At 64.9% G+C, this 26,676-nt stretch carries 25 protein-coding genes; 11 read left to right on the top strand and 14 right to left on the bottom strand.

Annotated features, from left to right (window positions below):
• Positions 1–4: 4 nt before the first annotated feature.
• Positions 5–874, bottom strand: a complete 870-nt coding sequence (locus tag VRZ08_RS16915; protein WP_041810197.1) for a metal ABC transporter permease — start codon at positions 872–874, stop codon at positions 5–7.
• Positions 875–881: 7 nt separating this feature from the next.
• Positions 882–1,631: a metal ABC transporter ATP-binding protein gene (locus VRZ08_RS16910; protein WP_264075561.1), complete on the bottom strand. Its 750-nt coding sequence runs from the start codon at positions 1,629–1,631 to the stop codon at positions 882–884.
• A gap of 567 nt (positions 1,632–2,198) precedes the next feature.
• Here VRZ08_RS16910 and VRZ08_RS16905 point away from each other — a divergent pair.
• The 5 genes from VRZ08_RS16905 (at position 2,199) to VRZ08_RS16885 (ending at position 11,623) form a co-directional block, all read left to right on the top strand.
• Positions 2,199–2,891, top strand: a complete 693-nt coding sequence (locus VRZ08_RS16905) for an outer membrane protein (protein ID WP_414533273.1) — start codon at positions 2,199–2,201, stop codon at positions 2,889–2,891.
• A gap of 213 nt (positions 2,892–3,104) precedes the next feature.
• On the top strand, positions 3,105–5,243 hold the full coding sequence (locus VRZ08_RS16900) for a methyl-accepting chemotaxis protein (protein ID WP_346296479.1): 2,139 nt from the start codon (positions 3,105–3,107) through the stop codon (positions 5,241–5,243).
• Between the two features lie 167 nt (positions 5,244–5,410).
• Positions 5,411–6,475 (top strand): MBL fold metallo-hydrolase, encoded by a 1,065-nt coding sequence (locus tag VRZ08_RS16895; RefSeq protein WP_414533272.1) that lies wholly within the window; start codon positions 5,411–5,413, stop codon positions 6,473–6,475.
• A gap of 220 nt (positions 6,476–6,695) precedes the next feature.
• Complete coding sequence (gene hemA, locus VRZ08_RS16890) at positions 6,696–7,925, top strand: 5-aminolevulinate synthase (protein ID WP_263990624.1); 1,230 nt, start codon at positions 6,696–6,698, stop codon at positions 7,923–7,925.
• A 188-nt stretch (positions 7,926–8,113) separates the two neighbouring features.
• Complete coding sequence (locus VRZ08_RS16885) at positions 8,114–11,623, top strand: NahK/ErcS family hybrid sensor histidine kinase/response regulator (protein WP_414533271.1); 3,510 nt, start codon at positions 8,114–8,116, stop codon at positions 11,621–11,623.
• Positions 11,624–11,903: 280 nt separating this feature from the next.
• On the opposite strand, the gene VRZ08_RS16880 is transcribed toward VRZ08_RS16885, so the two are convergent.
• Positions 11,904–12,581, bottom strand: a complete 678-nt coding sequence (locus VRZ08_RS16880; protein WP_011156603.1) for a response regulator transcription factor — start codon at positions 12,579–12,581, stop codon at positions 11,904–11,906.
• A gap of 336 nt (positions 12,582–12,917) precedes the next feature.
• Here VRZ08_RS16880 and VRZ08_RS16875 point away from each other — a divergent pair, with 336 nt between their 5' ends.
• Complete coding sequence (locus VRZ08_RS16875; protein WP_414533270.1) at positions 12,918–14,582, top strand: MFS transporter; 1,665 nt, start codon at positions 12,918–12,920, stop codon at positions 14,580–14,582.
• Positions 14,583–14,822: 240 nt separating this feature from the next.
• Here the strand turns inward: VRZ08_RS16875 and VRZ08_RS16870 are convergent, their stop codons facing one another.
• From VRZ08_RS16870 to VRZ08_RS16860, 3 genes are read right to left on the bottom strand one after another with little or no spacing between them, the layout of a single operon-like run.
• Entirely contained in the window at positions 14,823–15,296 is a 474-nt protein-coding gene (locus VRZ08_RS16870) for a secondary thiamine-phosphate synthase enzyme YjbQ (protein WP_414533269.1), read from the bottom strand.
• A gap of 23 nt (positions 15,297–15,319) precedes the next feature.
• Complete coding sequence (locus VRZ08_RS16865; RefSeq protein WP_107354296.1) at positions 15,320–15,913, bottom strand: hypothetical protein; 594 nt, start codon at positions 15,911–15,913, stop codon at positions 15,320–15,322.
• 47 nt (positions 15,914–15,960) lie between these two features.
• Positions 15,961–16,584 (bottom strand): 2-hydroxychromene-2-carboxylate isomerase, encoded by a 624-nt coding sequence (locus tag VRZ08_RS16860; RefSeq protein WP_264054323.1) that lies wholly within the window; start codon positions 16,582–16,584, stop codon positions 15,961–15,963.
• Between the two features lie 302 nt (positions 16,585–16,886).
• Here VRZ08_RS16860 and VRZ08_RS16855 point away from each other — a divergent pair, with 302 nt between their 5' ends.
• From VRZ08_RS16855 to VRZ08_RS16835, 5 genes are all read left to right on the top strand, one after another.
• Positions 16,887–17,273: an AtpZ/AtpI family protein gene (locus VRZ08_RS16855; RefSeq protein WP_107354294.1), complete on the top strand. Its 387-nt coding sequence runs from the start codon at positions 16,887–16,889 to the stop codon at positions 17,271–17,273.
• Positions 17,274–17,342: 69 nt separating this feature from the next.
• The gene (locus VRZ08_RS16850) at positions 17,343–18,089 is read left to right on the top strand and encodes a F0F1 ATP synthase subunit A (protein ID WP_107354293.1); all 747 of its coding nucleotides are present in this window, start codon (positions 17,343–17,345) and stop codon (positions 18,087–18,089) included.
• Between the two features lie 48 nt (positions 18,090–18,137).
• A complete protein-coding gene (locus tag VRZ08_RS16845; RefSeq protein ID WP_009796340.1) occupies positions 18,138–18,365 on the top strand; it encodes a F0F1 ATP synthase subunit C in 228 nt (75 codons plus the stop codon).
• A 57-nt stretch (positions 18,366–18,422) separates the two neighbouring features.
• Positions 18,423–18,980, top strand: a complete 558-nt coding sequence (locus VRZ08_RS16840) for a F0F1 ATP synthase subunit B (protein WP_107343013.1) — start codon at positions 18,423–18,425, stop codon at positions 18,978–18,980.
• Positions 18,981–18,985: 5 nt separating this feature from the next.
• Complete coding sequence (locus tag VRZ08_RS16835) at positions 18,986–19,477, top strand: ATP F0F1 synthase subunit B (RefSeq protein ID WP_107343012.1); 492 nt, start codon at positions 18,986–18,988, stop codon at positions 19,475–19,477.
• A 109-nt stretch (positions 19,478–19,586) separates the two neighbouring features.
• Here the strand turns inward: VRZ08_RS16835 and VRZ08_RS16830 are convergent, their stop codons facing one another.
• The 8 genes from VRZ08_RS16830 to VRZ08_RS16795 form a co-directional block, all read right to left on the bottom strand.
• Positions 19,587–20,240 (bottom strand): hypothetical protein, encoded by a 654-nt coding sequence (locus VRZ08_RS16830; protein ID WP_107354292.1) that lies wholly within the window; start codon positions 20,238–20,240, stop codon positions 19,587–19,589.
• Positions 20,241–20,337: 97 nt separating this feature from the next.
• Positions 20,338–20,925: a GNAT family N-acetyltransferase gene (locus tag VRZ08_RS16825; RefSeq protein WP_012494521.1), complete on the bottom strand. Its 588-nt coding sequence runs from the start codon at positions 20,923–20,925 to the stop codon at positions 20,338–20,340.
• A gap of 61 nt (positions 20,926–20,986) precedes the next feature.
• Positions 20,987–22,276 carry a M16 family metallopeptidase gene (locus VRZ08_RS16820; RefSeq protein WP_107343010.1) on the bottom strand — a complete coding sequence of 430 codons (1,290 nt, stop codon included), beginning with the start codon at positions 22,274–22,276 and terminating at the stop codon, positions 20,987–20,989.
• Entirely contained in the window at positions 22,273–23,691 is a 1,419-nt protein-coding gene (thrC, locus tag VRZ08_RS16815; protein WP_164633885.1) for a threonine synthase, read from the bottom strand. Before thrC ends, VRZ08_RS16820 begins: the two co-directional genes overlap by 4 nt.
• A 146-nt stretch (positions 23,692–23,837) precedes the next feature.
• Positions 23,838–24,641, bottom strand: coding sequence for an SURF1 family protein (locus VRZ08_RS16810; protein ID WP_414533268.1), 804 nt, complete (start codon positions 24,639–24,641; stop codon positions 23,838–23,840).
• The gene (locus VRZ08_RS16805) at positions 24,638–25,024 is read right to left on the bottom strand and encodes a DUF983 domain-containing protein (RefSeq protein ID WP_107354289.1); all 387 of its coding nucleotides are present in this window, start codon (positions 25,022–25,024) and stop codon (positions 24,638–24,640) included. The genes VRZ08_RS16810 and VRZ08_RS16805 overlap by 4 nt, the downstream gene beginning before the upstream one ends.
• A gap of 104 nt (positions 25,025–25,128) precedes the next feature.
• Positions 25,129–25,986, bottom strand: a complete 858-nt coding sequence (locus VRZ08_RS16800) for a cytochrome c oxidase subunit 3 (protein ID WP_107354288.1) — start codon at positions 25,984–25,986, stop codon at positions 25,129–25,131.
• Positions 25,987–26,057: 71 nt separating this feature from the next.
• Positions 26,058–26,675 (bottom strand): cytochrome c oxidase assembly protein, encoded by a 618-nt coding sequence (locus VRZ08_RS16795; protein ID WP_414533267.1) that lies wholly within the window; start codon positions 26,673–26,675, stop codon positions 26,058–26,060.
• Position 26,676: the final 1 nt, after the last annotated feature.

The following is a 26,676-nucleotide window of genomic DNA, read 5'->3' as shown; positions in this document are numbered from 1 at the left end:
GGCGTTACGCCTCCAGATGCGGTGCGGGAAACAGCTTGCGAATCACGCCGCCGAAGCGGCCGAACAGCACCGAGCCGAGATACAGCACGGCAGCGACCAGGATGATCGCCGGGCCCGACGGCAGGCCGGCCTGATACGACAACACCAGCCCGACATAGCCGGACAGCATGGCGCTGGAGACCGCCACCATCATCATGCCGGTGATGTCGCGCGCCCAGAATTTGGCGATGCCGGCGGGCAGAATCATCAGGCCCACCGCAAGCAGCGTGCCGAGCGCGTGGAAGCCGTTGACCAGGTTGATCACCACCAGCGCCAGGAAGGCGAGATGCGCGGGCGCGCCGGCGCGGCTGACCGTCCGTAAGAATAAAGGGTCGACGCATTCGATCACCAGCGGCCGCCAGATCACCGCGAGCGCCACCAGCGTCAGCGTGGCGTTGAAGGCGATCACCAGCAGGGTGCGATCGTCCATCGCCAGGATGTTGCCGAACAGCACGTGCAGCAGATCGATATTGGTACCCTTCATCGACACGATGGTGACGCCGAGCGCGAGCGACACCAGGTAGAACGCCGCCAGCGAGGCGTCCTCTTTCAATTCGGTGACGCGCGACACCACGCCGGCGAGAATCGCCACCGCGAAGCCGGCGATCAGGCCGCCGAACGTCATCGCGAACAGGTTGAGGCCCGACAGCAGAAAGCCGATCGCCGCGCCCGGCAAAATCGCGTGCGCCATCGCGTCGCCGACGAGACTCATCCGCCGCAGCATCAGGAACACGCCAATCGGCGCGCCGCCGAGCGACAGCGCCACGATACCGGCGAGCGCCCGGCGCATGAATTCGAACTCGGTGAACGGCGCGATCAGCGCCTGGTACAGCATCATGATGTCAGGCCGCCTGGGAAGCTGCGGTGCAGGCCGGCGCGCCGTCGTCGAACGCTTCGCACATCCGCCGCGCTTCGGCCTGGTTGTCGGCGGTCAGCACCTCGGCGGTCGGGCCCCACGCCACCGCCGTGCGCGCCAGCAGAAGAGTCTCGGGGAAGCTGGCGTGGACCAGGTCCATGTCGTGCAGCGCCGCCACCACGGTGCGGCCTTCGCCGTGCCAATGCTGCACCAGATGGACGAGGTCAGCGGTGGTGCGAGCGTCGACGGCGTTGAACGGCTCGTCGAGCACAATCACGGCCGCGTCCTGCAGCAGCACCCGGGCGAACAGCATGCGCTGCATCTGGCCGCCCGACAGCGTTCCGATATTGCGGTTTTCGAAGCCGGACAGGCCGACGGCCGCCAGAGCCTGGGAGATTCGCTGCCGCGCAGACCGGTCAATGCGGCCGAACGCTCCGGTCGAGCGCCACAATCCGGTGCCGACGAAATCGAACACCGAAATTGGAAAGGAACGGTCGATCTCGGCGCTCTGGGGAAGATAGGCGATGTCGTGAACGTCCAGGCCGTCCCGATCGATCGATCCCGCCAGCGGCTTCAGGATACCCACGACGCCGCGAAACAGCGTCGACTTGCCGGCGCCATTCGGCCCGACCACTGCCAGCAGCGAGCCGGCGTCGATTCGTCCCGATAGGTGATGCACCGCCGGGTGGCGGTCGTAGCCGAGGGTGACGTCGTTGAAGGTCAGTTGCGCCCGCATGGTCATCTCATTGCCACCAGCACAAGCGTCCAAAGACCGGCACTGACGGCCAGCGCCGCCGCGATTCGGGCCCCAAGCCCCATCCGCAGGATCGACCAAGGCGCCAGCTGCGGAGGGTGCGGCGATTCAGCACCGTGGACATGCAGATGCACATGGCCGGATGACGTGCCCAGATGGGATGGCGAAGGAGGTGATGGTGGCACGTGCGGCAGTCCGCTTCATCGAGATCTGTTACATTATAACAATAGCGGACGCCCGGCCCGCAAGTGTCGCGAACTGCACAAACCGCCCAGATTCAATATGTTAAATGGTTCCTTGCAAGCGCCGAAGAATTGGGCAGCCTCCTGCTCCCTGACACGCCATCACGCAGGCTCCCAACGGTTTCAAATTAAGGCGGAATTTGGATCTCTTTAAGGTTCCATTAGGTATAAAAAATTGTGCGTCGTCATGAGGTTAGTTCCAAAGGGAGTGTGGCCTCCCGGTGACAGCATTTTACGCAAAATCCCGCTAAGCATGATGCAGATGGCGCCGACTAGCGGTGCGTCTGACAAAGTCTGGAGACAACACATGAAGAAGATTCTGCTCAGCACCGTGGCCCTGGTCGCCCTCGGCGCGGCCCCGGCCCTCGCCGCGGACCTCGCCGCCCGCCCGTACACCAAGGCTCCCGCCTACGCCCCGGCCCCGGTTTACAACTGGACCGGCTTCTACATCGGTGGTCACATCGGTGGCGCCTTCTCCGGCGACAACAGCATCGGCACCGGCGTTACCGCCAGCGACAACGGCAAGTTCCTCGGCGGTGTGCAGGCCGGTTACGACTGGCAGTTCGCTCCGAACTGGGTGCTCGGTATCGAAGGTCAGTACAGCTGGCTGAGCGGCACCAATGAGTCGGTGTCGTGGGGTGGCTATACCTACGCCGACAACCAGCGTGGTCTGGCGTCGGTCACCGGCCGTCTCGGCTACACCTGGGGTCCGGCACTGCTCTACGCCAAGGGCGGTTGGGCTTACGCCGACTACTCGAGCAGCCTGACCTTCAACGGCGTCGGCGTTGCGATCGACAGCAAGACCGATGGTTACACCGTCGGTGGCGGTCTCGAATACCTGTTCGCTCCGAACTGGTCGGGCAAGATCGAGTATCAGTACTATGACTTCGGCAACGTCGATCTGGTCCCGGGTTATTCGGTCAAGAACGACGAGCACGTGGTCAAGGCCGGCCTGAACTACCGCTTCAATTGGGGCGGTCCGGTCGTCGCCAAGTACTAAGACCTGATCACTTCCTTTGCGGGAAGTTGGAAGGGCCGGCCTCGCGCCGGCCCTTTTTCATTTTCGCAACCATGTCAGAACCGGGTGCACCGATCGCTCAAATAGCGATCGTTCCTCGTAGAACGACGTGAAGAATATTAACCCCCTAAACTGATACTCCCGGCCGGCGTCGCCAAGACGACGCGTCAGTGCAAAGTCCAGGTTGGGGGAAACATGTCTGGGAAATTCGCGATATTCCGGCGTCCGCGGCTGAAGTTTCCGCAACTCGGAATTCGTGGCAGCCTGTTTGCTGCATTCACGGTGATCGCCGGCATGGCGATCCTGATCAGCGCGTGGGCCGGGATCAGCCTGCATCAGCTGGGGCGTACGATCGCCGAGCTGAGCGGCCGCGACATTCCCAAACTTGCCGCCAGCCTCCAGCTCGCGACCGAAAGCGAAAGTCTCGCCAGCCAGGCCCCGATCCTTCTCGACTCGCTCTCCGCCGAACAACTCCGTGAGCGCTCAGCCCGGATGAAGGCGGCCCAGCAGGTCGCGATCCAGAAGCTCGCCGACATCACTGCTTACGGTGGCGACAAGGCAGTCGTTTCGGCGCTCAGCGAAACCCTGAAGAACATCGACGACACCATCCGCAGCCTCGGCGCAGCCGCCAAGGAGCGGCTCGATCTGACCACACAACACGCCAAGCTCTATGAAGAGCTGCGCCGCTCGCACGACGCCTTCATTGCAGTTGCTAACCCTGCGATGCTCGATGCGCAGACTCAGATGAATGCCGTGCTTGGTTCGGCCAATCTGTCGCAGGACGACGCGACTGCGACCGGACGCCAGATCGAACAGCTCGGCAACGTCATCGCCCAGAGCAATCTGATCGCCTCGAACCTGATGGCCGCACTGTCGGCTTCCAGCGCCGATGATCTGGAGCCGGTCGAAGCCAGCTTTAAGGAAGCCCGCCAGGTGGTGAATACCAATTTGGAAGGTCTCCCGCAAAATCAGACAACCGCTGACATCAAAGCCGCGGCTCAAAAGCTGATGGCACTCGGCGACGGCAAGACCGGCGCGTTCAAGCTGCGCCAGCTCGAGCTCGATGCCCGCGACTATCGCGATCTGCTGCTCGACGAGACCCGCAAGCTCAACGTCGGCCTCGGCATCAGCGTCAAGCAGCTCGTCGACAACGTCCGCAACGAGACCACGGTCGGCACCTCGGACGCGCAGGCGCAGATCACGCTGGCCACGCGGGTGATGATCGCACTCGGCGCGGCGACCCTGATCGGCTCGGCACTGTTCGTCTGGCTGTATGTCGGACGCAGCATCTTGCGCCGAATTGGCGGCCTGCAGAAGTCGATGCAGAGCCTGTCGGCCGGTGATTTGAGCACCGCCATCGAACGCGGCAGCCGCCGCGACGAAATCGCCGTGATGGCCGAATCGCTGGAAGTGTTCCGCGACAACATGATCCGGGCGCGGACGCTGAGCGAGGAGCAGGACAAGGATCGCGCTGCGAAGGCCGAACGTACCCAGCGGATCGAGGCGCGGATCGCCGAATTCGAGGCGACCGTGCGGAGCGCGATGGAAAAGCTGCAATCTTCCGCCGACCAGATGCAGGAAACCGCGCACACGATGGCGACCACATCCGAGCAATCGAGCGCCTTGGTTACCACCGTCGCGTCGGCCGCAGAGGAAACCTCGGTCAACGTCCAGACCGTGGCGACCGGCACCGAGCAGCTCGCCTCGTCGATCGCCGAGATCAGCCGTCAGGTCACCACCTCGGCAGAGATCGCGACCCGCGCCGTGCGCGAGGCGGGCGAGACCGACACCACGATGCAGGGCCTCGCCGATAACGCCGAACGGATCAGCGCGGTGATCGACCTGATCCAGAGCATCGCCTCGCAGACCAACCTGCTGGCGCTCAACGCCACCATCGAGGCGGCGCGTGCCGGTGACGCCGGCCGCGGCTTCGCGGTGGTGGCCGCCGAGGTCAAGGATCTCGCCAGCCAGACCGCCAAGGCGACCGAGGAGATCCGGGCGCAGATCGCCGCCATGCAGGGCGTGACCAGCTCGGCCGTTGGCGCAATCCGCAACATCGGCCAGACCATTACTTCGATCAACGAGGTGACTACCGCCATTACGGCGGCGGTCGAAGAACAGGGCGCGGCGACCCGCGAGATCGCCCGCAACATCCAGCACGCGGCCGGCGGCACCAGCGAAGTCTCCAGCAACATCGTCGGCGTCAGCGCCGCCGCCTCTCAGGCCGGCTCTGCTGCCGCCGAGGTCTTGAATGCCTCCGGCTCGCTGCGCCAGGAAGCGGCGCTGCTGCGCGAGGAGATCGACGCGTTCCTGACCAATATCCGCGCCGCCTAATCGGGACACGACATGAAAGGAAGGGCCGGCGGCTAACCCCCGCCGGCCTTTTTTTGCGTCCAGATGCTGGAATTTGAGGCCTGTCAGGACTGCAACCGGCCCTGACGGTTTTTCGGCTGGCGCCGCCGCTCCGCGCCCGGTAAGCCGGATCAGGGAGCATGCGCCGAATGCATAAGAAGACCGACGCGACCGAGACGCCGCACGACGAATTGCACTACGTGCAGGACAGCCACCCCGGCCCCGACCAGACGGTCGAGATCGCGCCGGGCGTGCTGTGGCTGCGGCTGAAGCTGCCGTTCAGGCTCAACCACGTAAACATCTATCTGCTCGCCGACGGCGATGGCTGGGCGATGGTCGACACCGGCTTCGGCAACGATGCGACCATCGCGGCCTGGGAAACGCTGTTCGACGGTGCGCTGGCGGGCTTTCGCATCAGCCGGGTGATCGTCACCCATGCCCATCCGGACCATGTCGGCATGGCGGGCTGGATCGTGCAGCGGTTCGGCTGCCCGTTCTACATGTCGCAGATCGAGTATCTGCAAGGCGTGTATCATCAGAACCGCCGCACCGAAGAGCGGCTGGTTAACAACCGCGCGTTCTTCCGCCGCCACGGCATCGACGAAGCTGTGATCGACCAGCTCGTCGGCCGCGGCCAGGACTATCTGAAGAAGACCGTGCCGCTGCCGGCAGCGTATCGCAGGCTCGCGAAGGGCAAGGACATCACGATCGGGCAACGGTCGTTCCGGATCATCACCGGTGCCGGCCACTCGCCCGATCAGGTGATGCTATATTGCGAGGCCGACAAGCTGTTCCTTTCCGCCGACCAAGTGCTGAGCAAGATCTCGCCGAATGTCAGCGTGTGGGCGCACGAGCCCGACGAAGACGCGCTCGGCTCGTATCTTTCGTCGATTGCCGAGCTCGACACACTCTTACCGGACGACGTGCTGGTACTGCCGGGCCATGGCCTGCCGTTCCACGGCGTCAAGATCCGCATCAAGCAGCTCGCCGATCATCACGAGGAGCGCTGCGGGATGATCGCGGATGCCTGCCGCGCCAGCCCGATGAGTTCGTCCGAGCTGGTCCCGGTGGTATTTCACAAACACGTGTTGGATGCGCATCAAACCGGCTTTGCGGTCGGCGAGCTGATCGCGCACGTCAACTACATGCTGACGCAGAACCGTTTGCAGCTAGCGCCGACGACAGACGGCGTTTTGCGGTTCACCAGCGCTTAACGTTTACGGCGCTGTCCGCGTGATCCCTGACAAGGCCGCATTCGAGCCAAGGCATTGATCTTCATCAAGCCTTGCCCTGCGGAACCGATGATATGGATCGCGTCGGGCGCAGCTCGATCGCCGAATTGCGCCTCGACTTCGGTGATGGAAGAGTTCTAATAGTTTCGCCGGTTCTGCGGCGTTCCGTCGTTCGATCCCGCCTCCCCAACAGGTCATCGCGATGCAGTACAATCAATTCTTTCAAGACGCTCTCACCCGACTTCACGACGAGCGTCGTTACCGGGTGTTCGCAGATCTCGAGCGAATTGCCGGCAGGTTCCCGCACGCTACGTGGCACTCGAACTCCGGAGCTCGCGATGTTGTGATCTGGTGCTCGAACGATTATCTCGGCATGGGCCAGCACCCGAAGGTGGTCGGCGCGATGGTCGAGACCGCAACCCGGATCGGCACCGGCGCCGGCGGCACCCGCAACATCGCCGGTACGCATCATCCGCTGGTGCAGCTGGAGCAGGAGATCGCCTCGCTGCACGGCAAGGAAGCGGCGCTGCTGTTCACCTCGGGCTACGTCTCCAACCAGACTGGCCTGTCGACCCTCGGCAAGCTGATCCCGAACTGCCTGATCCTGTCGGACGCCCTCAATCACAATTCGATGATCGAAGGCATCCGTCAGTCGGGCTGCGAGCGCGTGGTCTGGCGCCACAACGATACCGCTCATCTCGAAGAGCTGCTGATCGCCGCCGGTCCCGACCGTCCGAAGCTGATCGCGTTCGAGAGCCTGTACTCGATGGACGGTGACACCGCCCCGCTGGCGAAGATCTGCGATCTCGCCGAGAAGTACAACGCGATGACCTACTGCGACGAAGTGCACGCGGTTGGCATGTACGGTGCGCACGGTGCCGGCGTCGCCGAGCGTGACGGCGTGATGGCCCGCATCGACATCATCGAAGCGACCCTTGCCAAGGCGTTCGGCTGCCTCGGCGGCTACATCACCGGCAAGACCGAAGTGATCGACGCCGTACGCTCCTACGCGCCGGGCTTCATCTTCACCACCGCGCTGCCGCCGCCGATCTGCGCCGCTGCGACCGCCGCGATCAAGCATCTGCGCAGCTCGACCTGGGAGCGTGAACGCCATCAGGATCGCGCCGCACGCGTCAAGGCCGTGCTGAACAACGCCGGCATTCCGGTGATGCCGACCGACACCCACATCGTGCCGGTGTTCGTCGGCGACGCCGAGAAGTGCAAGAAGGCGTCCGATCTGCTGCTCGAGCAGCACAACATCTACATCCAGCCGATCAACTACCCGACCGTCGCCCGCGGCCTCGAACGGCTCCGCATCACGCCGTCGCCGTATCACGACGACAAGCTGATCGACGCGCTGGCCGAAGCCCTGGTGCAGGTGTGGAACGAGCTCGGCCTGCCGCTCGGCGCCAAGGCGATCGCTGCGGAGTGATCCGTATCGCTCGCACGCTGCGGTAACGATCTTCAGCGGGGGCGCCCGCGGCCGGGAAAATCCCTGTCGCAGGCGCCCCTTCTGTTTTGGTAGACTTGCAATTGCGTCCTGCAGGCCTGCATCCGGCGGCCTGCGCGGGAAGTGATTGATCAATCGCCTGCCGCCTGACGCGAGGGAGCACGACCGCGATGCTGCACGACTGGGGCGTGATCGCAGCCGCCCTCGCCTACATCGGGTTTCTGTTCGTCGTCGCGAGTTGGGGCGACCGGCTCTCGCAAGGCCAGCGCGAGCGCGCCGGCGGGCTGATCTACCCGCTGTCGCTGGCGATCTACTGCACGTCCTGGACCTTCTTCGGCTCGGTCGGTTTCGCCAGCCGCTCCAGCTTCGACTTCCTGGCAATCTATGTCGGCCCGGTCCTGGTGGTGCTGGTCGCTGCACCGCTGCTGCGCCGGGTCATCCGACTGGCCAAGTCGCAGAACATCACCTCGATCGCCGACTTCATTGCCGCCCGCTACGGCAAAAGCCAGAAGGTCGCCGCCACCGTGGCGATCATCGCGATCATCGGCTCGGTCCCCTACATCGCGCTGCAACTGAAAGCGGTGTCGTCGTCGCTGCAGACCATCCTGGGCGACGACCACAACATTGCCGACATCCCGATCGTCGGCGACATCGCGCTGATCGTCGCGATGGCGATGGCCTTGTTCACGGTGCTGTTCGGCACCCGGCAGGCCAGCGCCACCGAGCATCAGCACGGCCTGATGCTGGCGGTCGCCACCGAGTCGATCGTCAAGCTGGTGGCGTTCCTGGCGGCCGGTATCTTCGTCACCTTCTGGATGTTCAGCCCATCGGCGCTGATCGAACGGGCGACGCAGATGCCCGAGGCGGTCCGCGCGCTGGATTCGACGTCGCCGGCCAACTTCCTGACCATGACGGCGCTGTCGTTCTGCGCCTTCATGATGCTGCCGCGGCAATTCCACGTCAGCGTGGTGGAGAATTCGAACGAGGCCGAAGTCGGCCGCGCCCGCTGGCTGTTTCCGCTGTACCTGATTGCGATCAATCTGTTCGTGATTCCGATCGCGCTCGCCGGCCTGGTCAAATTCCCGTTCGGCAAGGTCGACAGCGACATGTACGTGCTGGCGCTGCCGATCGACGCCGACGCGCCGATGCTGAGCGTCGCGGTGTTCATCGGCGGGCTGTCGGCCGCCACCGCGATGGTGATCGTCGAATGCGTCGCGCTGGCCGTCATGGTGTCGAACGATCTGGTGATGCCGCTGGTGCTGAAGCGGCACGGCGCGCCTCGCCCCGACGAACAACGCAATTTCGGTAGTTTCCTGCTGACGGTGCGGCGGGTTGCGATCTTCGCGATCCTGATCCTCGCCTATCTGTACTACCGGGCACTCGGCAACACTCAGCTCGCCGCCATCGGCCTGTTGTCGTTCGCCGCGATCGCTCAGTTCGCGCCGTCGTTCTTCGGCGGGCTGGTCTGGCGCCGCGCCACTGCGCGCGGCGCGATCGGCGGCCTGCTGGTCGGATTCGCCGTGTGGGCCTACACGCTGTTCATCCCGAGCTTCATGGAGAACAGCACCACCGGCCTGCTGCTGTTGCAGCACGGCCCGTGGGGCATCGAGGCGCTGCGGCCGCAGGCGCTGTTCGGCTCCGATCTGCCGCCCCTTCTCCACGGCGTGCTGTGGAGCCTATCGCTCAATCTCGTCGCCTACATCCTGCTGTCGCTGCTGCGGCAGCCGTCCTCGATCGAACGGCTGCAGGCCGAAGTCTTCGTCCCGGACACGCTGACGCCGATGACTCCGGCGTTCCGGCGCTGGCGCACCACCGTGACGGTGCAGGACATTGTCGGCGCGGTGTCGCAATATCTCGGCCCGGATCGTGCGCGCGATTCCTTCCGCAGCTTCGCCGCCGGCCGCCGCATCACACTCGATCCCGCGGCACCTGCAGATTTCGAGCTGTTGAAGCACGCCGAGCATCTGATCGCCTCCTCGATCGGCGCGGCCTCGTCCCGGCTGGTGCTGTCACTGCTGCTGCGCAAGCGCACCGTGTCGGCTGAAGCTGCCCTGAAGCTGCTCGACGATTCTCACGCCGCGCTGCATTTCAACCGCGAGATTCTGCAGACCGCGCTGAACCACGTCCGCCAGGGCATTGCGGTGTTCAATCCCGAGCTGCAACTGATCTGTTCGAACAGGCAGTTCGGCGAGATCCTGGGATTGCCGCCGCACATCATCCAGATCGGCATTCCGCTGATCGAGATCCTGGAATTCCTCGCCAGCAACAGCACCACACCGATCGACGCCGAAGCGCACACCCAGATGCGGATGGCGGCCTACACCACCGAAGGCGAACCGTTCATCGAGCGCTTCCCGGACCGCCATCTGGTGGTCGAGGTCCGCGCCAACCGAATGCCCGACGGCGGTCTGGTGATCACCTTCTCCGATGTCACTCCGAGCTTCGAAGCCGCCGAAGCGCTAGAGCGCGCCAACGCCACGCTGGAACGCCGGGTGCGTGAACGCACCGAGGAGCTGACCCGGCTGAATTCGCAGCTCGCGCTCGCCAAGAGCACGGCCGAAGAAGCCAACATCTCCAAGACCCGCTTCCTGGCCGCCGCCAGCCACGACATCCTGCAGCCGCTCAACGCCGCGCGGCTGTACGCCACCAGCCTGGTCGAGCGCCAGAACGGCGGCGAAGACTCTCGCCTGGTCGAGAACATCGACGAGTCGCTGCAGGCGATCGAAGAGATCATTGGCGCGCTGCTCGACATTTCGCGGCTCGACGCCGGCGCAATGACGCCGTCGCTGACCAACTTCGTGGTCGGCGACCTGATGCGCTCGCTGGAGATCGAGTTCTCGCCGACCGCGCGCGCCAAGGGGCTGGAGCTGACCTTTGTGCCGTGTTCGCTGCCGGTGCAGTCGGACCGGCTGATGCTGCGCCGGCTGATGCAGAACCTGATCTCGAACGCGATCAAATACACTCCGCAGGGCCGAGTGCTGGTTGGCTGCCGCCGTCAGGGGCAGTCGCTCCGGATCGGCATCTACGACACCGGCGTCGGCGTGCCGATCCTGAAGCGGGGCGAGATCTTCAAGGAATTTCACCGGCTCGAACAGGGCGCGCGGATCGCGCGGGGACTCGGGCTTGGGCTGTCGATCGTCGAGCGGCTGGCCCGCGTGCTCAACCACGGCATTGCGCTCGATTCCAACCGCGGCGGCGGCTCCTGTTTCTCGGTGACGGTGCCGATCGCCGAAGCGGTCAATCACACCGCGGCGGTGACCAGCGCCACGCCGCTATCGCGCGCCTCGATGAGCGGCATCCTGGTGGTCTGCATCGAGAACGATCCGGCGATCCTGGACGGCATGAAGACGCTGCTGACCACCTGGGACGCCAAGGTGATCGCGGTCGCCGATCCGGAAGCCGCGGTCCGCGCAATCGAGGGCAGCGAGCAGCGCGTCACCGGCCTTCTCGTCGACTACCACCTCGACCGCGGCAACGGCATCGCGGCGATCCGTGAAATCCGCGCCCGCTTCGGCCAGAGCATCCCGGCGATCCTGATCACGGCCGACCGCAGCCCCGGCGTCCGCGCCTCGGCGCGGCAGGAAGAAATCGCGGTGCTGAACAAACCGGTGAAGGCCGCCTCGCTGCGGGCGCTGCTGAGCCAGTGGCACGCCCAGCAGTCGGTCGTGGCGGCGGAGTAAGCGCCGCCGAGACAGGTCGGCGCAAGGCCGAGTTCATAGCGTCATTGCGAGGGGGCGAAGCCGACAAAGCAATCCAGGAGCCCCGTGCGCCGGAGCCCTGGATTGCTTCGCTTCGCTGGCAATGACGGGAGATAGGCCGACGACTTCCGTCATGCCCGGCCTTTTGCCGGGCATCTACGCCTTGCTGCGCAGCCACGCTCGTCCAAAGACGTCGATGGCCGGGACGAGCCCGGCCATAACGGAACAAGCAAGAATTGGTCGATCTAAGCCAACGCTGGGCTTACGACGCGATCGGCTCTTCCTGGCGCCACTGGCTGCCGGAGATCTTGGCCGCGGCGATCACCGCCTGGGTGCGGCTTTCGACGCCGAGCTTCTGCAGGATCGCCGAGACGTGAGCCTTGATGGTCGCTTCCGACACCCCGAGCTCGTAGGCGATCTGCTTGTTGAGCAGGCCTTCGGATAACATCATCAGCACCCGGACCTGCTGCGGGGTCAGCGTCACCAGCCGGTCACGCAGCTTGGAGGTCTCCGGATCGGCCGCCGCAGACAGGTCGACATCCGGCGGAACCCAGACGTCGCCGTCCAGCACCCGCAGGATTGCCTCGCCGAGCTTTTCGACGCCGAACCGCTTCGGCACGAAGCCGGAGGCGCCAAAATCGAGCGAGCGGCGGATGGTTTCGACGTCGTCGCTGGCCGACACCACGACGACCGGGATCGCCGGATACTGAGCCCGAAGGTAGATCAGCCCGGAAAACCCGCTGATCCCCGGCATTTTGAGATCGAGCAGCACCAGGTCGACGTCGCCCTCGCGCTCGAGCATTGCGGTCAGGTCTTCGAAGGAACCGACCTCACCGATCTTCGCGGAGGAGACTACGCTGGCAACCGCCAGACGGAGCGCATCGCGAAACAACGGGTGGTCGTCGGCAATGATCAAGTGCGTGCTGGCGGGGGTGCTCATGGTGTCCCTTACTCGCAAGCTGGAACCAAACCGTCTTCGCTCTCGGAACGCCAAAGCGAACCGATGGCAAGTTGGGTGGCAAGTGTCGCCCTCTGATGGACGGCTGGCAAGGCGGACGTGAATGCCTTGTCCGTACCATCATGCCCTCACGGCAACCCAAAAACATTGAGCAAGCGCAACTATCAGCGGATTTGGCGTCGAAAGTCGTAATGCCGCAGGACGGTACCGGTGCTACCGTACACTGACGGACCGTTGCCGCGCGCCCGGCGCTGTGGCTCGGACCTCAAACAAAACAACAACATAGCCCTCGAAACAACCCAAGGGAGGCAGACGCTGATGGCTACACTTGCCGAGACGAGCAGGCGGTCGGGTGGAATGACCCGTGACGAGCGCTTCGTCATTCTTGCATCTTCGCTCGGTACCGTTTTCGAATGGTACGATTTTTACCTGTACGGCTCGCTCGCCGCGATTATCGGCGCCCAGTTCTTCAGCGCCTATCCGCCGGCCACCCGGGACATCTTCGCGCTGCTCGCTTTCGCCGCCGGCTTCCTGGTGCGTCCGTTCGGCGCCATCGTGTTCGGCCGGGTCGGCGACATCGTCGGCCGTAAATACACCTTCCTGGTCACCATCCTGATCATGGGCCTGTCGACCTTCATCGTCGGCCTGCTGCCCAACGCGGCCACCATCGGCATCGCCGCCCCGATCATCCTGATCACGCTGCGCCTGCTGCAGGGCCTGGCGCTCGGCGGCGAATATGGCGGCGCCGCGACTTATGTGGCCGAGCATGCTCCGCCCGGCAAGCGCGGCTACTACACTGCGTTCATTCAGACCACCGCGACCCTCGGCCTGTTCCTGTCGCTGCTGGTGATCCTCGCCACCCGCACCATCGTGGGCGAAGCGGCGTTCGCCGATTGGGGCTGGCGCGTGCCGTTCCTGGTGTCGGTCGCCTTGCTCGGCGTCTCGGTCTGGATCCGGCTGCGGCTCAATGAGTCGCCGGTGTTCAAGAAGATGAAGGAGGAAGGCAAGAGCTCGAAGGCACCGCTGACCGAAGCGTTCGCCAACTGGGGCAACGCCAAGATCGTGCTGATCGCGCTGCTTGGCGCGGTGATGGGCCAGGGCGTGGTCTGGTACACCGGCCAGTTCTACGCGCTGTTCTTCCTGCAATCGATCCTGAAGGTCGACGGCTACACTTCGAACCTGCTGATCGCGTGGTCGCTGCTGCTCGGCACCGGCTTCTTCATCATCTTCGGCTGGCTGTCGGACAAGATCGGCCGCAAGCCGATCATCCTCACCGGCTGTCTGATCGCGGCGCTGTCGTTCTTCCCGATCTTCCGGATGATCACCACCTACGCCAACCCGGCGCTGGAAAAGGCGATCGAGACCGTGAGGGTGCAAGTCGTCGCCGATCCGGCGGGCTGCGGCGACCTGTTCAACCCGGTCGGCACCCGCGTCTTCACCAAGCCGTGCGACACCGCGCGTGACTTCCTGTCGAAGTCGTCGGTGAAGTACTCCACCATCAACGGCCCCGCCGGCTCCGGCGTCAAGGTGATGGTGAACGACAAGGAAGTGCCGTACACCGACGCCAAGACCTCCAACCCGCAGGTGCTCGCGGCGGTGCAGGAAGCCGGTTATCCGAAGGCCGGCAATCCGCAGATCATCAAGATGGCGCACCCGTTCGACGTGTTCAATCCGAGCACCGCAGCGGTGATCGGATTGTTGTTCGTCCTGGTGCTGTTCGTCACGATGGTCTACGGCCCGATCGCGGCGTTGCTGGTCGAACTGTTCCCGACCCGTATCCGCTACACCTCGATGTCGCTGCCGTATCACATCGGCAACGGCTGGTTCGGCGGCCTGCTGCCGGCGACCGCGTTCGCGATCGTCGCCTCGACCGGCGATATCTATGCCGGCCTGTGGTACCCGATCGTGTTCGCGTCGATTACGGTCGTGGTTGGCCTGATCTTCCTGCCGGAGACCAAGAACGTCGACATCAGCAAGACCTGATGATCAGCGGGCCGACGCCGGCCCTACCAAATAGCAACGGCCGCGGAGCAATCCGCGGCCGTTTTGTTTTGGGAAACTGGGATGAGGCGGATAAGAAGGCTCACAACCTCATGGTCAGGAGAAGCGTAGCGCAGTCTCGAACCATAGACCGCGGCTACTGCATGTCCTCATCCTTCCAGACACAAGACTCCGCCGGGCGCCTCATTAGGATGAGGGCGCAGTCCATATTGGGAAGATTGATTACGCCGTCGTACCGATAAATTGCAGCACGACCTCGCGGCGATGCGGCCGGGCCCGGTGCTCGATCAGATACACGCCCTGCCAGGTGCCGAGCGCGAGCCGGCCCTGCAGCACCGGGATCTGCAGCGACACCGATGTCAGCATCGTCTTGACGTGCGCCGGCATGTCGTCCGGGCCCTCAGTGTCGTGACGCCAGCCGGCATTCTCAGGCGCGAGCCGGTTCAGCACTGTGGTGAGATCGACCAGCACGGTCGGATCGGCATTCTCCTGGATCGTCAGCGACGCGGAGGTGTGACGCACGAACACGGTGAGACCACCATCCTTGGCCTGCGCCTCGGCCACGAATGCCGCGAGCTCGCGGGTGATGTCGGTAAAGCCCGCCCCATTCGTCTGCACGGTCAGGAGCGACGAGGCGACGCTGGTGGCGGTCGCGCGCGCCAGCGGCACGCGGCTGAGAGTACGGGATGAACTCATTGATGACCTCGTGTCGCGACCGATCAGATCTTGTCGCCGCTGAAGTCCTTCTGCAGCCGGTTAGCCGTCTCGACCAGACGGCGCCAGGCGCGCTCGAGGAAGCCCATCACCCGATTGACGTCCTGATCGCTCGGCAGCGGGATTTCCAGTTTGCGCTGGCCGTCCTTCTCGGTGATCTGCGGCTGGGGCAGCTTGTCGCTCTTGGGCAGCGCCTCATCGGTCTTCACGCCGGGCTGTCCGGCGCTGGCAAGCTGCGCTTTCAGGCTGTCGTTGGCAGCGCGCAGCGTATCGGCCTCTTTCTTCAGCCGATCGATTTCGGCCTGCAGCCGTCCGGTCTCGGCATCGAACGCGGCGCGTTCGTCGGCGATCTCGTAGCAGGCCCATCCGCTGCCTTTATCGGTGCAGGTCGAGACCTTGCCGGTGCGGGTATCGAGCCGCACCACACCCTCGGTTGCGGGCTTGAAGGCATAGCGGCCGTTCTCGCTGTCCGGCAGTGGGGTTTCGGCCAGCGCGCCGCCGGCGCCGCCGACAGCAAGCAGCAACGTCAGCGCGGCGAGGCGCGGGCCGCGCCTGGCGCCCGCGGGCAAGAAGGCCACGGCCATGGGTGCAAAGCTCATCGGGATGCTCCGCCTCTCGGAATCAAAGACCCCGCCTATATGGGGCCTCAGTTCGTCGGCCGGTACGGGGCGCGACCGGATTTCAACGCATCCTCGAGCAGTTCGATCCGGTCCTGGCCCCAGAACACCTCGCCGTCGAGCACATAGGCCGGCGAGCCGAACACGTCGGCGGCGATCGCATCCAGCCGGTTCTGCTCGTAAGCGGCGCGAATTTGGTCCGAACCGGCATGCGCGACGAGCTTTTCGCCGGGCAAGCCGGCCGCATTGGCAAGCTCGATCAGTACCGCCGGCGAGGCGAGATCAAGCTCGCGCTCCCACACCGCGGCAAAAGCGCGCTGCAGATACGGTTCGGGATCGTGTCCAGCGGCAAGCGCCGCGATCACCACGCCATCGGCGAGCCGCGCATCGAACGGCCAGTGCTTCGGCCACAACTTGAAGTCGAGCCCGCGCCTGTCGCGCCAGCGCTGCAGCTCGACCAGCCGGTAGCGCTGCCGCGCCGGGTGCCGCTTCGCCAGCGGCATACCGCCGGTCTCCGAAAACAGCCCGGTCAGCAACACCGGCTTGTAGGCGAGCTGCAGATCGTAGATCTCGACCAGCCGTCGCAACGGCTGGTGGCCGATATAGGCCCAGGGCGATTGAAACGAGAAGTAGTAGTCGATCCGGCGCGACATACCGTCTCCGATAACGATGGCTTTCCGCGAGACCGTTGCGAACCGATCGCCGGAAGCGATCGCATCGGATCAGAGCCATTCCGGCCATGCAAGCCGGATCATGGCGCACCGCCGCAAATGCACTGCGGACAAGTTAGCGCACGGACTCGCAAATCCTCAATAAAATCAGCCAAAACAACGCTGTAAGCGGCTGCGACCGAATCTTGACTTGCCAACAGGTGGTCAGTATGGTCCGCGCGGCTTTTAAGGGTTTCTGGGGCGTTATTTCATCGTTAGCGGCAGCTAGTTCGGGTCTCCACGACATGGCGGACGACACGCACGACAGCAGCCGACCAGCGCATGAACCGCGCGACGGATCGCCTGAGGAGGCTGCGCTTTCCGCACGGCTCGGAAGCCTGGAACAACGGTTGGCCCATTCTCGGGTGAGCCGGAAACTCCAGACGGATCAATCCGAAACAGGAAGTGAAAACGGACATGCCAAAGCTTCGGCGATGGCGCTCGGTTTTCGGCTTTCTTCGGAGTTGATTGCGGGCGTTCTCGGCGGAGCGGCTCTCGGCTGGGGTATCGATCGTTTGTTTTCGACCTCGCCCTGGGGTCTCATTGCGTTTGCGCTGATCGGCTTCATCGCCGGTGTAGTCAACGTGATGCGGGCAGCAGGCGTCATGGCGAAACAGTCCGAGCGACTCTGAGCGGGATCCAAGGCGCACCGATCGTTCGAATCCCGCGCAAGCTCGCGACACCGACAGACTGAGAGACGAATGGCCGCCGATCCGATCCATCAGTTCCAGATCACCAAGCTCTTCACCCTCGGTCACGTTGGCGGACAAGAAATCGCGTTCACCAATTCGTCGGCCTACATGTTCGGCACGGTGGCGTTGATCGCCATCCTGATGCTGGTGCCGGGCCGCCAATTGGTGCCGGGCCGGCTGCAGTCGATCGCAGAGCTGTCCTACGAATTCGTCGCCAACATGATACGGTCGACGGCCGGCAAGGAAGGCCTGAAGTTCTTCCCGCTGGTGTTCTCGCTGTTCATGTTCATCGCCGTATCGAACCTGATCGGCATCGTGCCCTACACCTTCACGGTGTCGAGCCACCTGATCGTCACCGTCGCGCTGGCGCTGCTGGTGTTCTTCACGGTGCTGATCTACGGGTTTTCCAAGAACGGCCTGAAGTTCTTCAAGCTGTTCGTGCCCTCCGGCGTTCCGGTCTACATCCTGCCGCTGGTCGTCTTCATCGAAGTGATCTCGTTCTTCCTCAAGCCGGTTTCGCACTCGGTGCGTCTGTTCGCCAACATGCTGGCGGGCCACATCGCGCTGAAGGTGTTCGCGAGCTTCGTGGCGATGCTCGGCGCACTGGGCATCGTCGGCTGGTTCGGCGCCGTGCTGCCGCTCGGCCTGACCATCGCGCTGACCGCGCTGGAGCTGCTGGTCGCGTTCCTGCAGGCTTATGTGTTCGCCATTTTGACTTGCATCTATCTCAACGATGCAATTCATCCGGGCCACTAAAGACCCACTCGCAAACGACTACACCCAACCCCAACAGGAGTTCGTTACATGGATCCGATTGCCGCGAAGTACATTGGCGCTGGTATTGCCTGCATTGGCATGGGCGGCGCCGGCGCTGGCGTGGGCATCATCTTCGGCAACTACCTCGCCGCTGCGGTGCGTAACCCCTCGGCCGCCCAGGGCCAGTTCGGCAACCTGATTTTCGGCTTCGCGGTGACCGAAGCGCTCGGCATCTTCTCGCTGCTGATCGCGCTGCTGCTGCTGTTCGCCCTCTAAGATCCAAAATCCGGTCCTGACCTTCCGGGGTCGCGACCGGCCGAACAGGAGAAGCCCGTGGCTCAAGGTCATGGCGACGCCAAGGGCACCACTGCCCACACGGAAGCGGGCGGAGGCCACAAGGCGCCGTTCCCGCCCTTCCAGCAGGAAACCTTTGCCTCGCAACTGGTGTCGCTGGCGATCGCATTCGTTGCGCTCTACCTGATCGTTTCCAAGATCGCACTGCCGCGCGTCGGCGGTGTGATCGAAGAGCGGCAGAAGACCATCGACGGCGATCTGGCGGCGGCTCAGAAGCTGAAGGGCGAAGCGGACGACGCGCTGAAAGCCTATGAGGCCGAACTCGCCGACGCCCGCGCCCGGGCTCAGGCGATCGGCGCGGAAACCCGTGAAAAGCTCAATGCGCAGGCGGAAGCCGAGCGCAAGACGCTGGAACAGCGGCTCGCGGCGAAGCTCGCCGACGCCGAGAAGACCATCGCAGCGACTCGCACCGCCGCGATGGGTAACGTGCGCAACATCGCGTCGGACGCCGCCTCGGCGATCGTCCAGCAGCTCGCCGGCGTGACGCCGGATGGCAAGGCGGTGGACAGCGCGGTTGACGCTTCGTTGAAGGGCTGAGGCTGATGGCAATCTTCGGAGAAGCAGAAACCTGGGTCGCGATTGCGTTCGTCATTCTGCTCGGCGTGTTCGCCTATTTCGGCGTGCACCGCACCGTGCTGCAGGCGCTGGACAAGCGTCGCGACCGGATCAAGGCGGAGCTCGACGAAGCGCGCAAGCTGAAGGAAGAGGCCGCCAAGCTGCTCGCCGACTATCGCGCGCGCCGTGCCTCTGCCGAACGCGAAGCGCAGGCGATCGTCGAAAGCGCCAAGGCCGACGCCGAACGGATCGCGGCGGAAGCCAAGGCCAAGCTGGAAGACTTCGTCGCTCGTCGCACCAAGACTGCGGAGAGCAAGATCGCCCTCGCCGAAGCCCAGGCGCTCGCCGACGTTCGCGCGGCGGCAGCCGAAGCCGCGGTGGCGGCGGCCTCGCGCATCCTGTCGGAATCGGTCAAGGGCAACCTCGCCGACGAGCTGCTCAGCAAGGGCATCCAGGAAGTCCGCGGCAAGCTCAACTGAGCTGACGCCTGTTACAAATCAAAGGCCGGCGCGAGCGATCGCGCCGGCCTTTTTGTTTTTGCAGTCGCGGCGCGGGCAGCGTTGCCGCTGCCGGCGATCGCCGCCGCGGCTATTTCCGTTTGCGCGCCTTCGGCTCCGGCTTCAGCGCCTGCGGATCGAAGCCGACATAGAACACATAGGCGTCGTTGTCCGAGACCGAGGGCGCCGGATAGGCGACGTCCTCGGCGACCAGGCTGAACGGCACACTGCCGTCCGGCTGCATCGAGACGCTGGTGCGATAGGCCTTGGTGAAGACCGTCTTCGGCGACACGCCCTCCTGCACGACCGCGACGCGCAGCGGCACGTCGACCGAGGTCGGCGCACCAGCCGGACCGGCGATGATCCGGCCCTGGATGCCGATCTTGGCGGTGATGACGCCGGTGTTCAGATTGCACTCGCGGGCGGTGCGGCTGATCACCGCCTGGTAGCGCAGATCGGAGCCGCTGGCCTCCTTGCCCGGCAGGCCGACCGCATAGGTCGAGGCGCCGGAGCGCACCGTCACCGACGGGCAGGTCAGCTGGCTCTCGACCGGCGGACCGTTGGAAACGGTCGGCGCCTGATCCTTGTCGGAGCTGCCGAACAAGCTCTTGAAACGATCGGTAATCGATTGCGACCACGCCGGCGTTGCCGCCAGCACAGTGCCGCAGATCGCCACCGCGACGGTGGCGCGCGCCGCGCGCGCGATCCGGTGCCGCGACGGCACCCGTTCAATCTCCTGAGCCATTCACCCTACCCGGCTGTCCAATTCGTTGCGACCGGCGGGGTTATAGCAAAGCAATGCCGGCGAACCAAAGGCGGCAGGCGCTCCCGGACCGGCCGAATCAGCCGCGGAAATCGTCGTGCAGCAGCCCGAACAGCAGATGGTCCTGCCAGACGCCGTTGATGCACAGATACCGCCGGGCCAGCCCCTCGCGGGTGAAGCCGCACTTCTCCAGCACCCGGATCGACGGCGCATTGGTCGGGATGCAGGCCGCCTCGACGCGATGCAAATTGAGTTCGCCGAACAGCGTCGGCAGCAGCACCCGCAGCGCCGCCGTCATATAGCCCTGATGCGCGAACGGCTGGCCGATCCAATAGCCGATGGTGCCGGCCTGGACGATGCCGCGACGGACATTGGCGAGCGTCACCCCGCCCACCAGCTGGTTGTCGTGCTCGCGAAACACCAGGAACGGGTAGGAGCGGTCGGAGGCGACATCTTCAGAATAGCGGCGCAGCCGGCGGCGAAAGCCGGAGCGGGTCAGGTCGTCGGACGGCCAGATCGGCTCCCACGGCGTCAGATAGGCCCGGCTGTACTCGCGCAGCTCGGCCCATTGCGGGAAATCGGCCATCTGCGGCGCGCGCAGCAACAGCCCATTGCCGCGCGGCGCCAGCGCAGCGGGCCCGACGGATGGCATACGAAACAGCGCCATGCACGGCACTCCCGACCCGCAGAATCGGCGGGCCTCGAACGCCGCGACCCGCGGCGTCAGCTCAATGATAGGACGTCTTGGCCTTGGATTGTGTCAAGCCTTCAGCAAAGCTGACAGCTCTGTCGAGACCGCGGCCACTGCCGAGCGCCACCACCGCCGGCCGGCTCCGCGCCAGCAGCGTGCGTCCGGCTTCTCGCGCGGTATCGATGGTGACGGCATCGATTCGCCCGACCAGTTCGTCGACCGGCAACGGCCGGCCGTAGGCCAGGATGTGCCGTGCCAGCTGCTCGGCACGCGACGAACAGCTCTCCAGCGCCATCAGCAGGCCGGCCTTCATCTGGGCCTTGGCCCGCGAGATCTCGGCGTCCGTCAGGGTATCGACCGCGTCGTTGATGACGTCGACGATCACTTCCATCATCTCCGGCGCATCGGCCGGATCGGTGCCGGTGTAGAGACCGAAGAACCCGGTGTCGCTGTAGGGCGCGTGGAAGGTGTAGATCGAGTAGCACAGCCCGCGCTTTTCCCGCACCTCCTGGAACAGCCGCGACGACATTCCGCCGCCGAGGATGTTGGTGAACACCTGCAGGCTGAACAGCGTCGGCGCACCCTGCGGCAGCCCTTCGAGCGCCAGCGTCAGATGCGCCTGCTCGAGATCGCGATGCACGACCCGCGAGCCGCCGGCGCCGAACATCGCCGGCTGCGGCTTCGGTGCCGGCGTGGCGTCGAAGCTGGCGAAGCGGTGCGACACTTCTTCGACGATGCGGGCGTGATCGACCGCGCCGGCCGCCGCCACCACCATGTCGGGACCGCGATAATGCGTCGACAGATACGACTGCAGCTTTTCGCGGCTGAAGCTCTTCAGCGTCTTGGCGGTGCCGAGCAGCGAGCGGCCGATCGGCTGCTCCGGGTAGCACAGCTCGTTCAGATACTCGAACACGACGTCGTCGGGCGTATCCTGCGCGGCCCCGATCTCCTGCACGATCACGCTCTTCTCGCGTTCGAGCTCTTCGGCCTCGAACGACGGATTGGCCAGAATGTCCGATAGCACATCGAGCGCCAGCGGCACGTCCGCCTTCATCACCCGAGCATAATACGCGGTGGTCTCGGTCGAAGTGCCGGCATTGAGGTCACCACCGACCGCCTCGATCTCCTCGGCGATCTCGCGCGAGGTGCGGCGCGTGGTGCCCTTGAACGCCATGTGTTCGAGCAGATGCGAGATGCCGTGCTCGTCCGGCTTTTCGTCGCGGCCGCCTACGCCGGTCCAGACCCCGAGCGCGGCAGTCTCGAGATGCGGCATGGTGTCGGTGACGATGGTGAGGCCGGAGGGAAGCTTACTGACTTCGACGGTCATCCGGCGGCTCCTTGCTTGGCGGCGCGGCTCACCGCCAACACGTGACGTTCGATCGCCACCTGATCGCGCGGCATGATCTTGATCGTTTCGGTCTTGCTCATCAGCCCGTCGAGCCAGGCCGGCAGATCCGGCCGGATGCCGCAAGCAGCTTCCACCGCGTCCGGGAACTTCGCCGCATGAGCGGTCGACAGCACGATGTTCGGCACGCTCGAATCGGTGGTGTCGCGATCGGCCACGGCCAGCGCCACCGCGGTGTGCGGATCGATCAGATCGCCCGCCTCGCGCCAAGCGGCACGGATCGCCGATTCAGTCTCCGCCTCGTCGGCACGGCCGGCGTCGAACTCCTCGCGCACCGCGGCGAGCACCGCATCCGGCAGCACGAAGCGGCCGGACTGGCCGAGCGAGCCCATCAGCGACCGGATCAGCGCCGCGTCGCGCCCAGAAGCCTCGAACAGCAGCCGTTCGAAATTCGACGACACCTGGATGTCCATCGACGGCGAAGTGGTGGCGTGGACCTCGCGCACTTCGTAGATGCCGGTCTTCAGGGTGCGCGCCAGGATGTCGTTGACGTTGGCGGCGATCTTCAGCCGGCGCACCGGCAGGCCCATCTTTTTGGCGACGTAGCCGGCGAAGATGTCGCCGAAATTGCCGGTCGGCACGGTGAAGTCGACCACACGGTTCGGCGCGCCGAGCGCGACCGCGCTGGTGAAGTAGTACACCACCTGCGCGACGATTCGGGCCCAGTTGATCGAGTTGACGCCGGACAGCGCCACCTGGTCGCGGAACTTGTGGTGATTGAACAGCCCCTTCACGATCGCCTGGCAGTCGTCGAAATGGCCTTCGATCGCCAGCGGATGCACGTTCGGGGCGCCCGACGTGGTCATCATCATCCGCTGCACGTCGGAGATCCGGCCGTGCGGAAACAGCACGACGAGGTCGACATTGTTCAGGTTGGCGAAGGCTTCGACCGCGGCGCCGCCGGTGTCGCCGGAAGTCGCCACCACAATGGTGGTGCGCTGCTTGCGCTTTTCCAGCACGTGATCCATCAGCCGCGACAGCAGCTGCATCGCGACGTCCTTGAACGCCAGCGTCGGCCCGTGGAACAGCTCGAGCACGAACTGGCTCGGGCCGGTCTGCCGCAGCGGCACCACCGCCGGATGCCGGAACGTGGCGTAGGCGTCGCTTGCCATGCGGCCGAGCTCGGCATCGGAGATCTCGCCGGCGACGAACGGCCGGATCACCTCGACGGCGACCTCCCAGTACGGCCGGCCGAACAGGCTGGTGATGGTATCGGGAGTGAGCTGCGGCCAGACTTCCGGAATATACAGTCCGCCGTCACGGGCGAGCCCGGTCAGCATCACGTCGCAAAAGCCGAGGCGCGGGGCTTCGCCCCGGGTCGAAACATAGGTCGTCAAGGGTGCCTCCAAAGGCCCGGCCCAACGCCCAAGCCTTTGATATTGATCGAGTTCAGTCTCACGCGCGGGTGAAATCGGCCTCACCATAAAGGAGTTTGACCCGCAGGGGAAATCGCTCCCTGTGGCGGATGCGCCCGCCGAGGAGGTCAAGCGGTGCGACGTGATGCCTTCGCCGGCGGCACTGCCACCTGCCGTCCCTGGCCGCGCAGCCAGAAGGCGAACGCCACCAGCACCGCAGCGGCAAGCCCGAACCAGGTGATGGCGTATTGCAGGTGGTTGTCGCGCAGATGCACGCCAAGCGGTCCCGGCTTCGGCACACCGCCGGCCGGCATCGGCGCTTCCAAGTCGATGTAAAACGGTGCGATCTCGGCCGGCTTATCCCAACCGAGCGCGGCGGCCATCGCCGGCACGTCGCGAGTGAACCACAGCCGCGTGTCGAGATTTGGGGCCGGCGCAAACAGGCCGGGCTGCTCGGGAAATCGCAAATAACCCGTCAGCGTCGCCGCCTCCCCGCTCAGCAGCGGCTGTACCGCGCGATCCTCGGCGCCGCGCTCCTGCATGGTGTTGGGCACGAAGCCGGCGTTGATCACCACAATGCGGCCGTCCGCCAGCCGAGCCGGCAGGAACGCCCAGGTGCCGGGACCGGCGACGTCGTCGCGAACTGCCGAGCCGGACGAATACACCATCACGTCCGGCAGTTTCAGATAGGTCGCGGTGAAGCGGACGCGGCGGAATTCATCGTTCGGCGGATCGAGCGCCGGCCAGTCGCGCGCGGCGGGCAGCGCCACCGGCTCGGCTGCCAGCCGCTCACTCAGAGCCGCGATCAGCCGATGCTTCTCGTCGCGCCGCTGCAACTGCCAGATCCCCAGCGACAGCAGCACCGCCACCATCGTCAGCGCGATCAGGCTCATCCCGGCGATGCTGCGCCGGCGCGCGGCTTCCGCCGTCATTGCGGCTCGCGACCGGCGAGGCGGCCCTCCTGCGCCTTGTGGTGGAACTGCAGGGCGATCAACAGCGCCTTGATCGAGCGCAGCGGCACCAGCGTCGTGATCACCACCAGTGGCAACCAGAGCGCCGCGTGCAGCCAGAACGGCGGCTGATACTTCACCTCGACGATCAGCGCGCACAGCACCACGATGGCGCCGCCGATCAGGATGGTGAAAACCGCCGCGCCGTCACCGACATCGGTGAAGCCGAAGTCGAGACCGCAGACCTCGCAGCGCGGCGCCAGCGTCAGGAAGCCGGCATACAGCCGCCCCTCCCCGCAACGCGGGCATCGGCAAGCAAGGCCGCGGAGCGCGCTCTGCAGGATGGTGGGCGAAGACGTCTCCATATGGCGTCATTGCGAGGAGCGAAGCGACGAAGCAATCCAGGCGCTCCTAGACGCAGTTCTGGATTGCTTCGCTTCGCTCGCAACGAAGAACGTGGCCGAGGGCATCAGTGCGCGCCGTGCGCCATCGCCGAGGCGCCGTGGCCCCAGACGTAGATGCAGACGAACAGGAACAGCCAGACCACGTCGACGAAATGCCAGTACCAGGCGGCGAATTCGAAACCCAGATGTTGCTTCGGCGTGAAGTGACCGGCATAGGCGCGGATCAGGCACACCAGCAGGAAGATGGTGCCGACCAGCACGTGGAAGCCATGGAAGCCGGTCGCCATGAAGAAGGTGGCGCCGTAGACATTGCCGGCGAACGAGAAGGTGGCGTGGCTGTATTCGTAGGCCTGCACGCAGGAGAACGTCGCGCCGAGCAGGATGGTGCAGATCAGCCCCTGCTTCAGACCCTTGCGGTCGTTGTGCAGCAGCGCGTGGTGCGCCCAGGTCACCGTGGTGCCTGAGGTGAGAAGGATCAGCGTATTGAGCAGCGGCAGGTGCCAGGGATCGAAGGTCTCGATGCCCTTCGGCGGCCACACCCCGCCGAACAGAGCCTCGCGGGTGGCGTGGACCGGATCGGCCGGAAACAGCGCTGCGTTGAAGTAGGCCCAAAACCAGGCGACGAAGAACATCACCTCGGAGGCGATGAACAGGATCATGCCGTAGCGGTGGCTGAGCTGCACCACGCGGGTGTGATCGTGCTGATACTGCGCCTCGCGGATCACGTCGCTCCACCAGCTCGCCATGGTGTAGAGCACGCCGATCACCCCGACGCCGAACACGATCGGGGCTCCCTGATACATCTGGTGCATCCAGGACACCGCGCCGAACGCCATGATGAACGCCGACACCGACCCGACGAACGGCCAGGGGCTCGGATCGACGAGATGATAGTCGTGGTGCTTGACGTGCGCCGTGGCCATTGTCGCTCTCCGTTTCGATCCCTCCGGGATGGTGATGCGTGTCCCGGTCGTTTTTGTTGCTGCGTTTCCTGTCAGAGATTGCCCTTGCGCGGTGCCGGTTCGCTCGAAGCCACCGGCTTCGGCGCCGGATCGCGCACCGGGTAGTAGGTGTAGGATAAGGTGATGGTCTTGACGGTGTCGTTCTCCGAATCTGCGGCGAATGCCGGATCGATGTAGAACACCACCGGCATGTCGCGGCTCTCGCCGGCCGCCAGCGTCTGCTCGGTGAAGCAGAAGCAGTTGATCTTGGTGAAGTAGGAACCGACCGTCAGCGGCGTGACGTTATAGGCCGCCTGCCCGACCGTGTCGGATCGCGACAGATTGGTGATGCGGTAATACACCGTCACCACCTTGCCGATCGGCACCTCGATGTCGCGCTGCTCCGGCTCGAACTTCCACGGCAGCCCGTTGACGTTGGAATCGAAGCTGACTGTGACGGTGCGGTCGAGCGGCGCCGAACTCGGCGCAGCGCGTGACACCTGCGTGGTGCCGTTGAAGCCGGTCGTGCGGCAGAACCAGTTATAGAACGGTACCGCCGCGAACGACGCCCCGACCATCAGGGCGACCACCAGACCGCACGCCGCCGCCACCGCCGTGTCGCGCCCGAGGCCGCGGCGCGGCGCCGGCTGCTGCGGAAGCGGTGGCGACATC

Source organism: Rhodopseudomonas sp. G2_2311 (genome assembly GCF_047501505.1).
Lineage (GTDB): Bacteria > Pseudomonadota > Alphaproteobacteria > Rhizobiales > Xanthobacteraceae > Rhodopseudomonas > Rhodopseudomonas palustris_H.
Note: the sequence above shows the minus strand (reverse complement) of the source record. Positions and strands in the feature narration are given on the sequence as shown.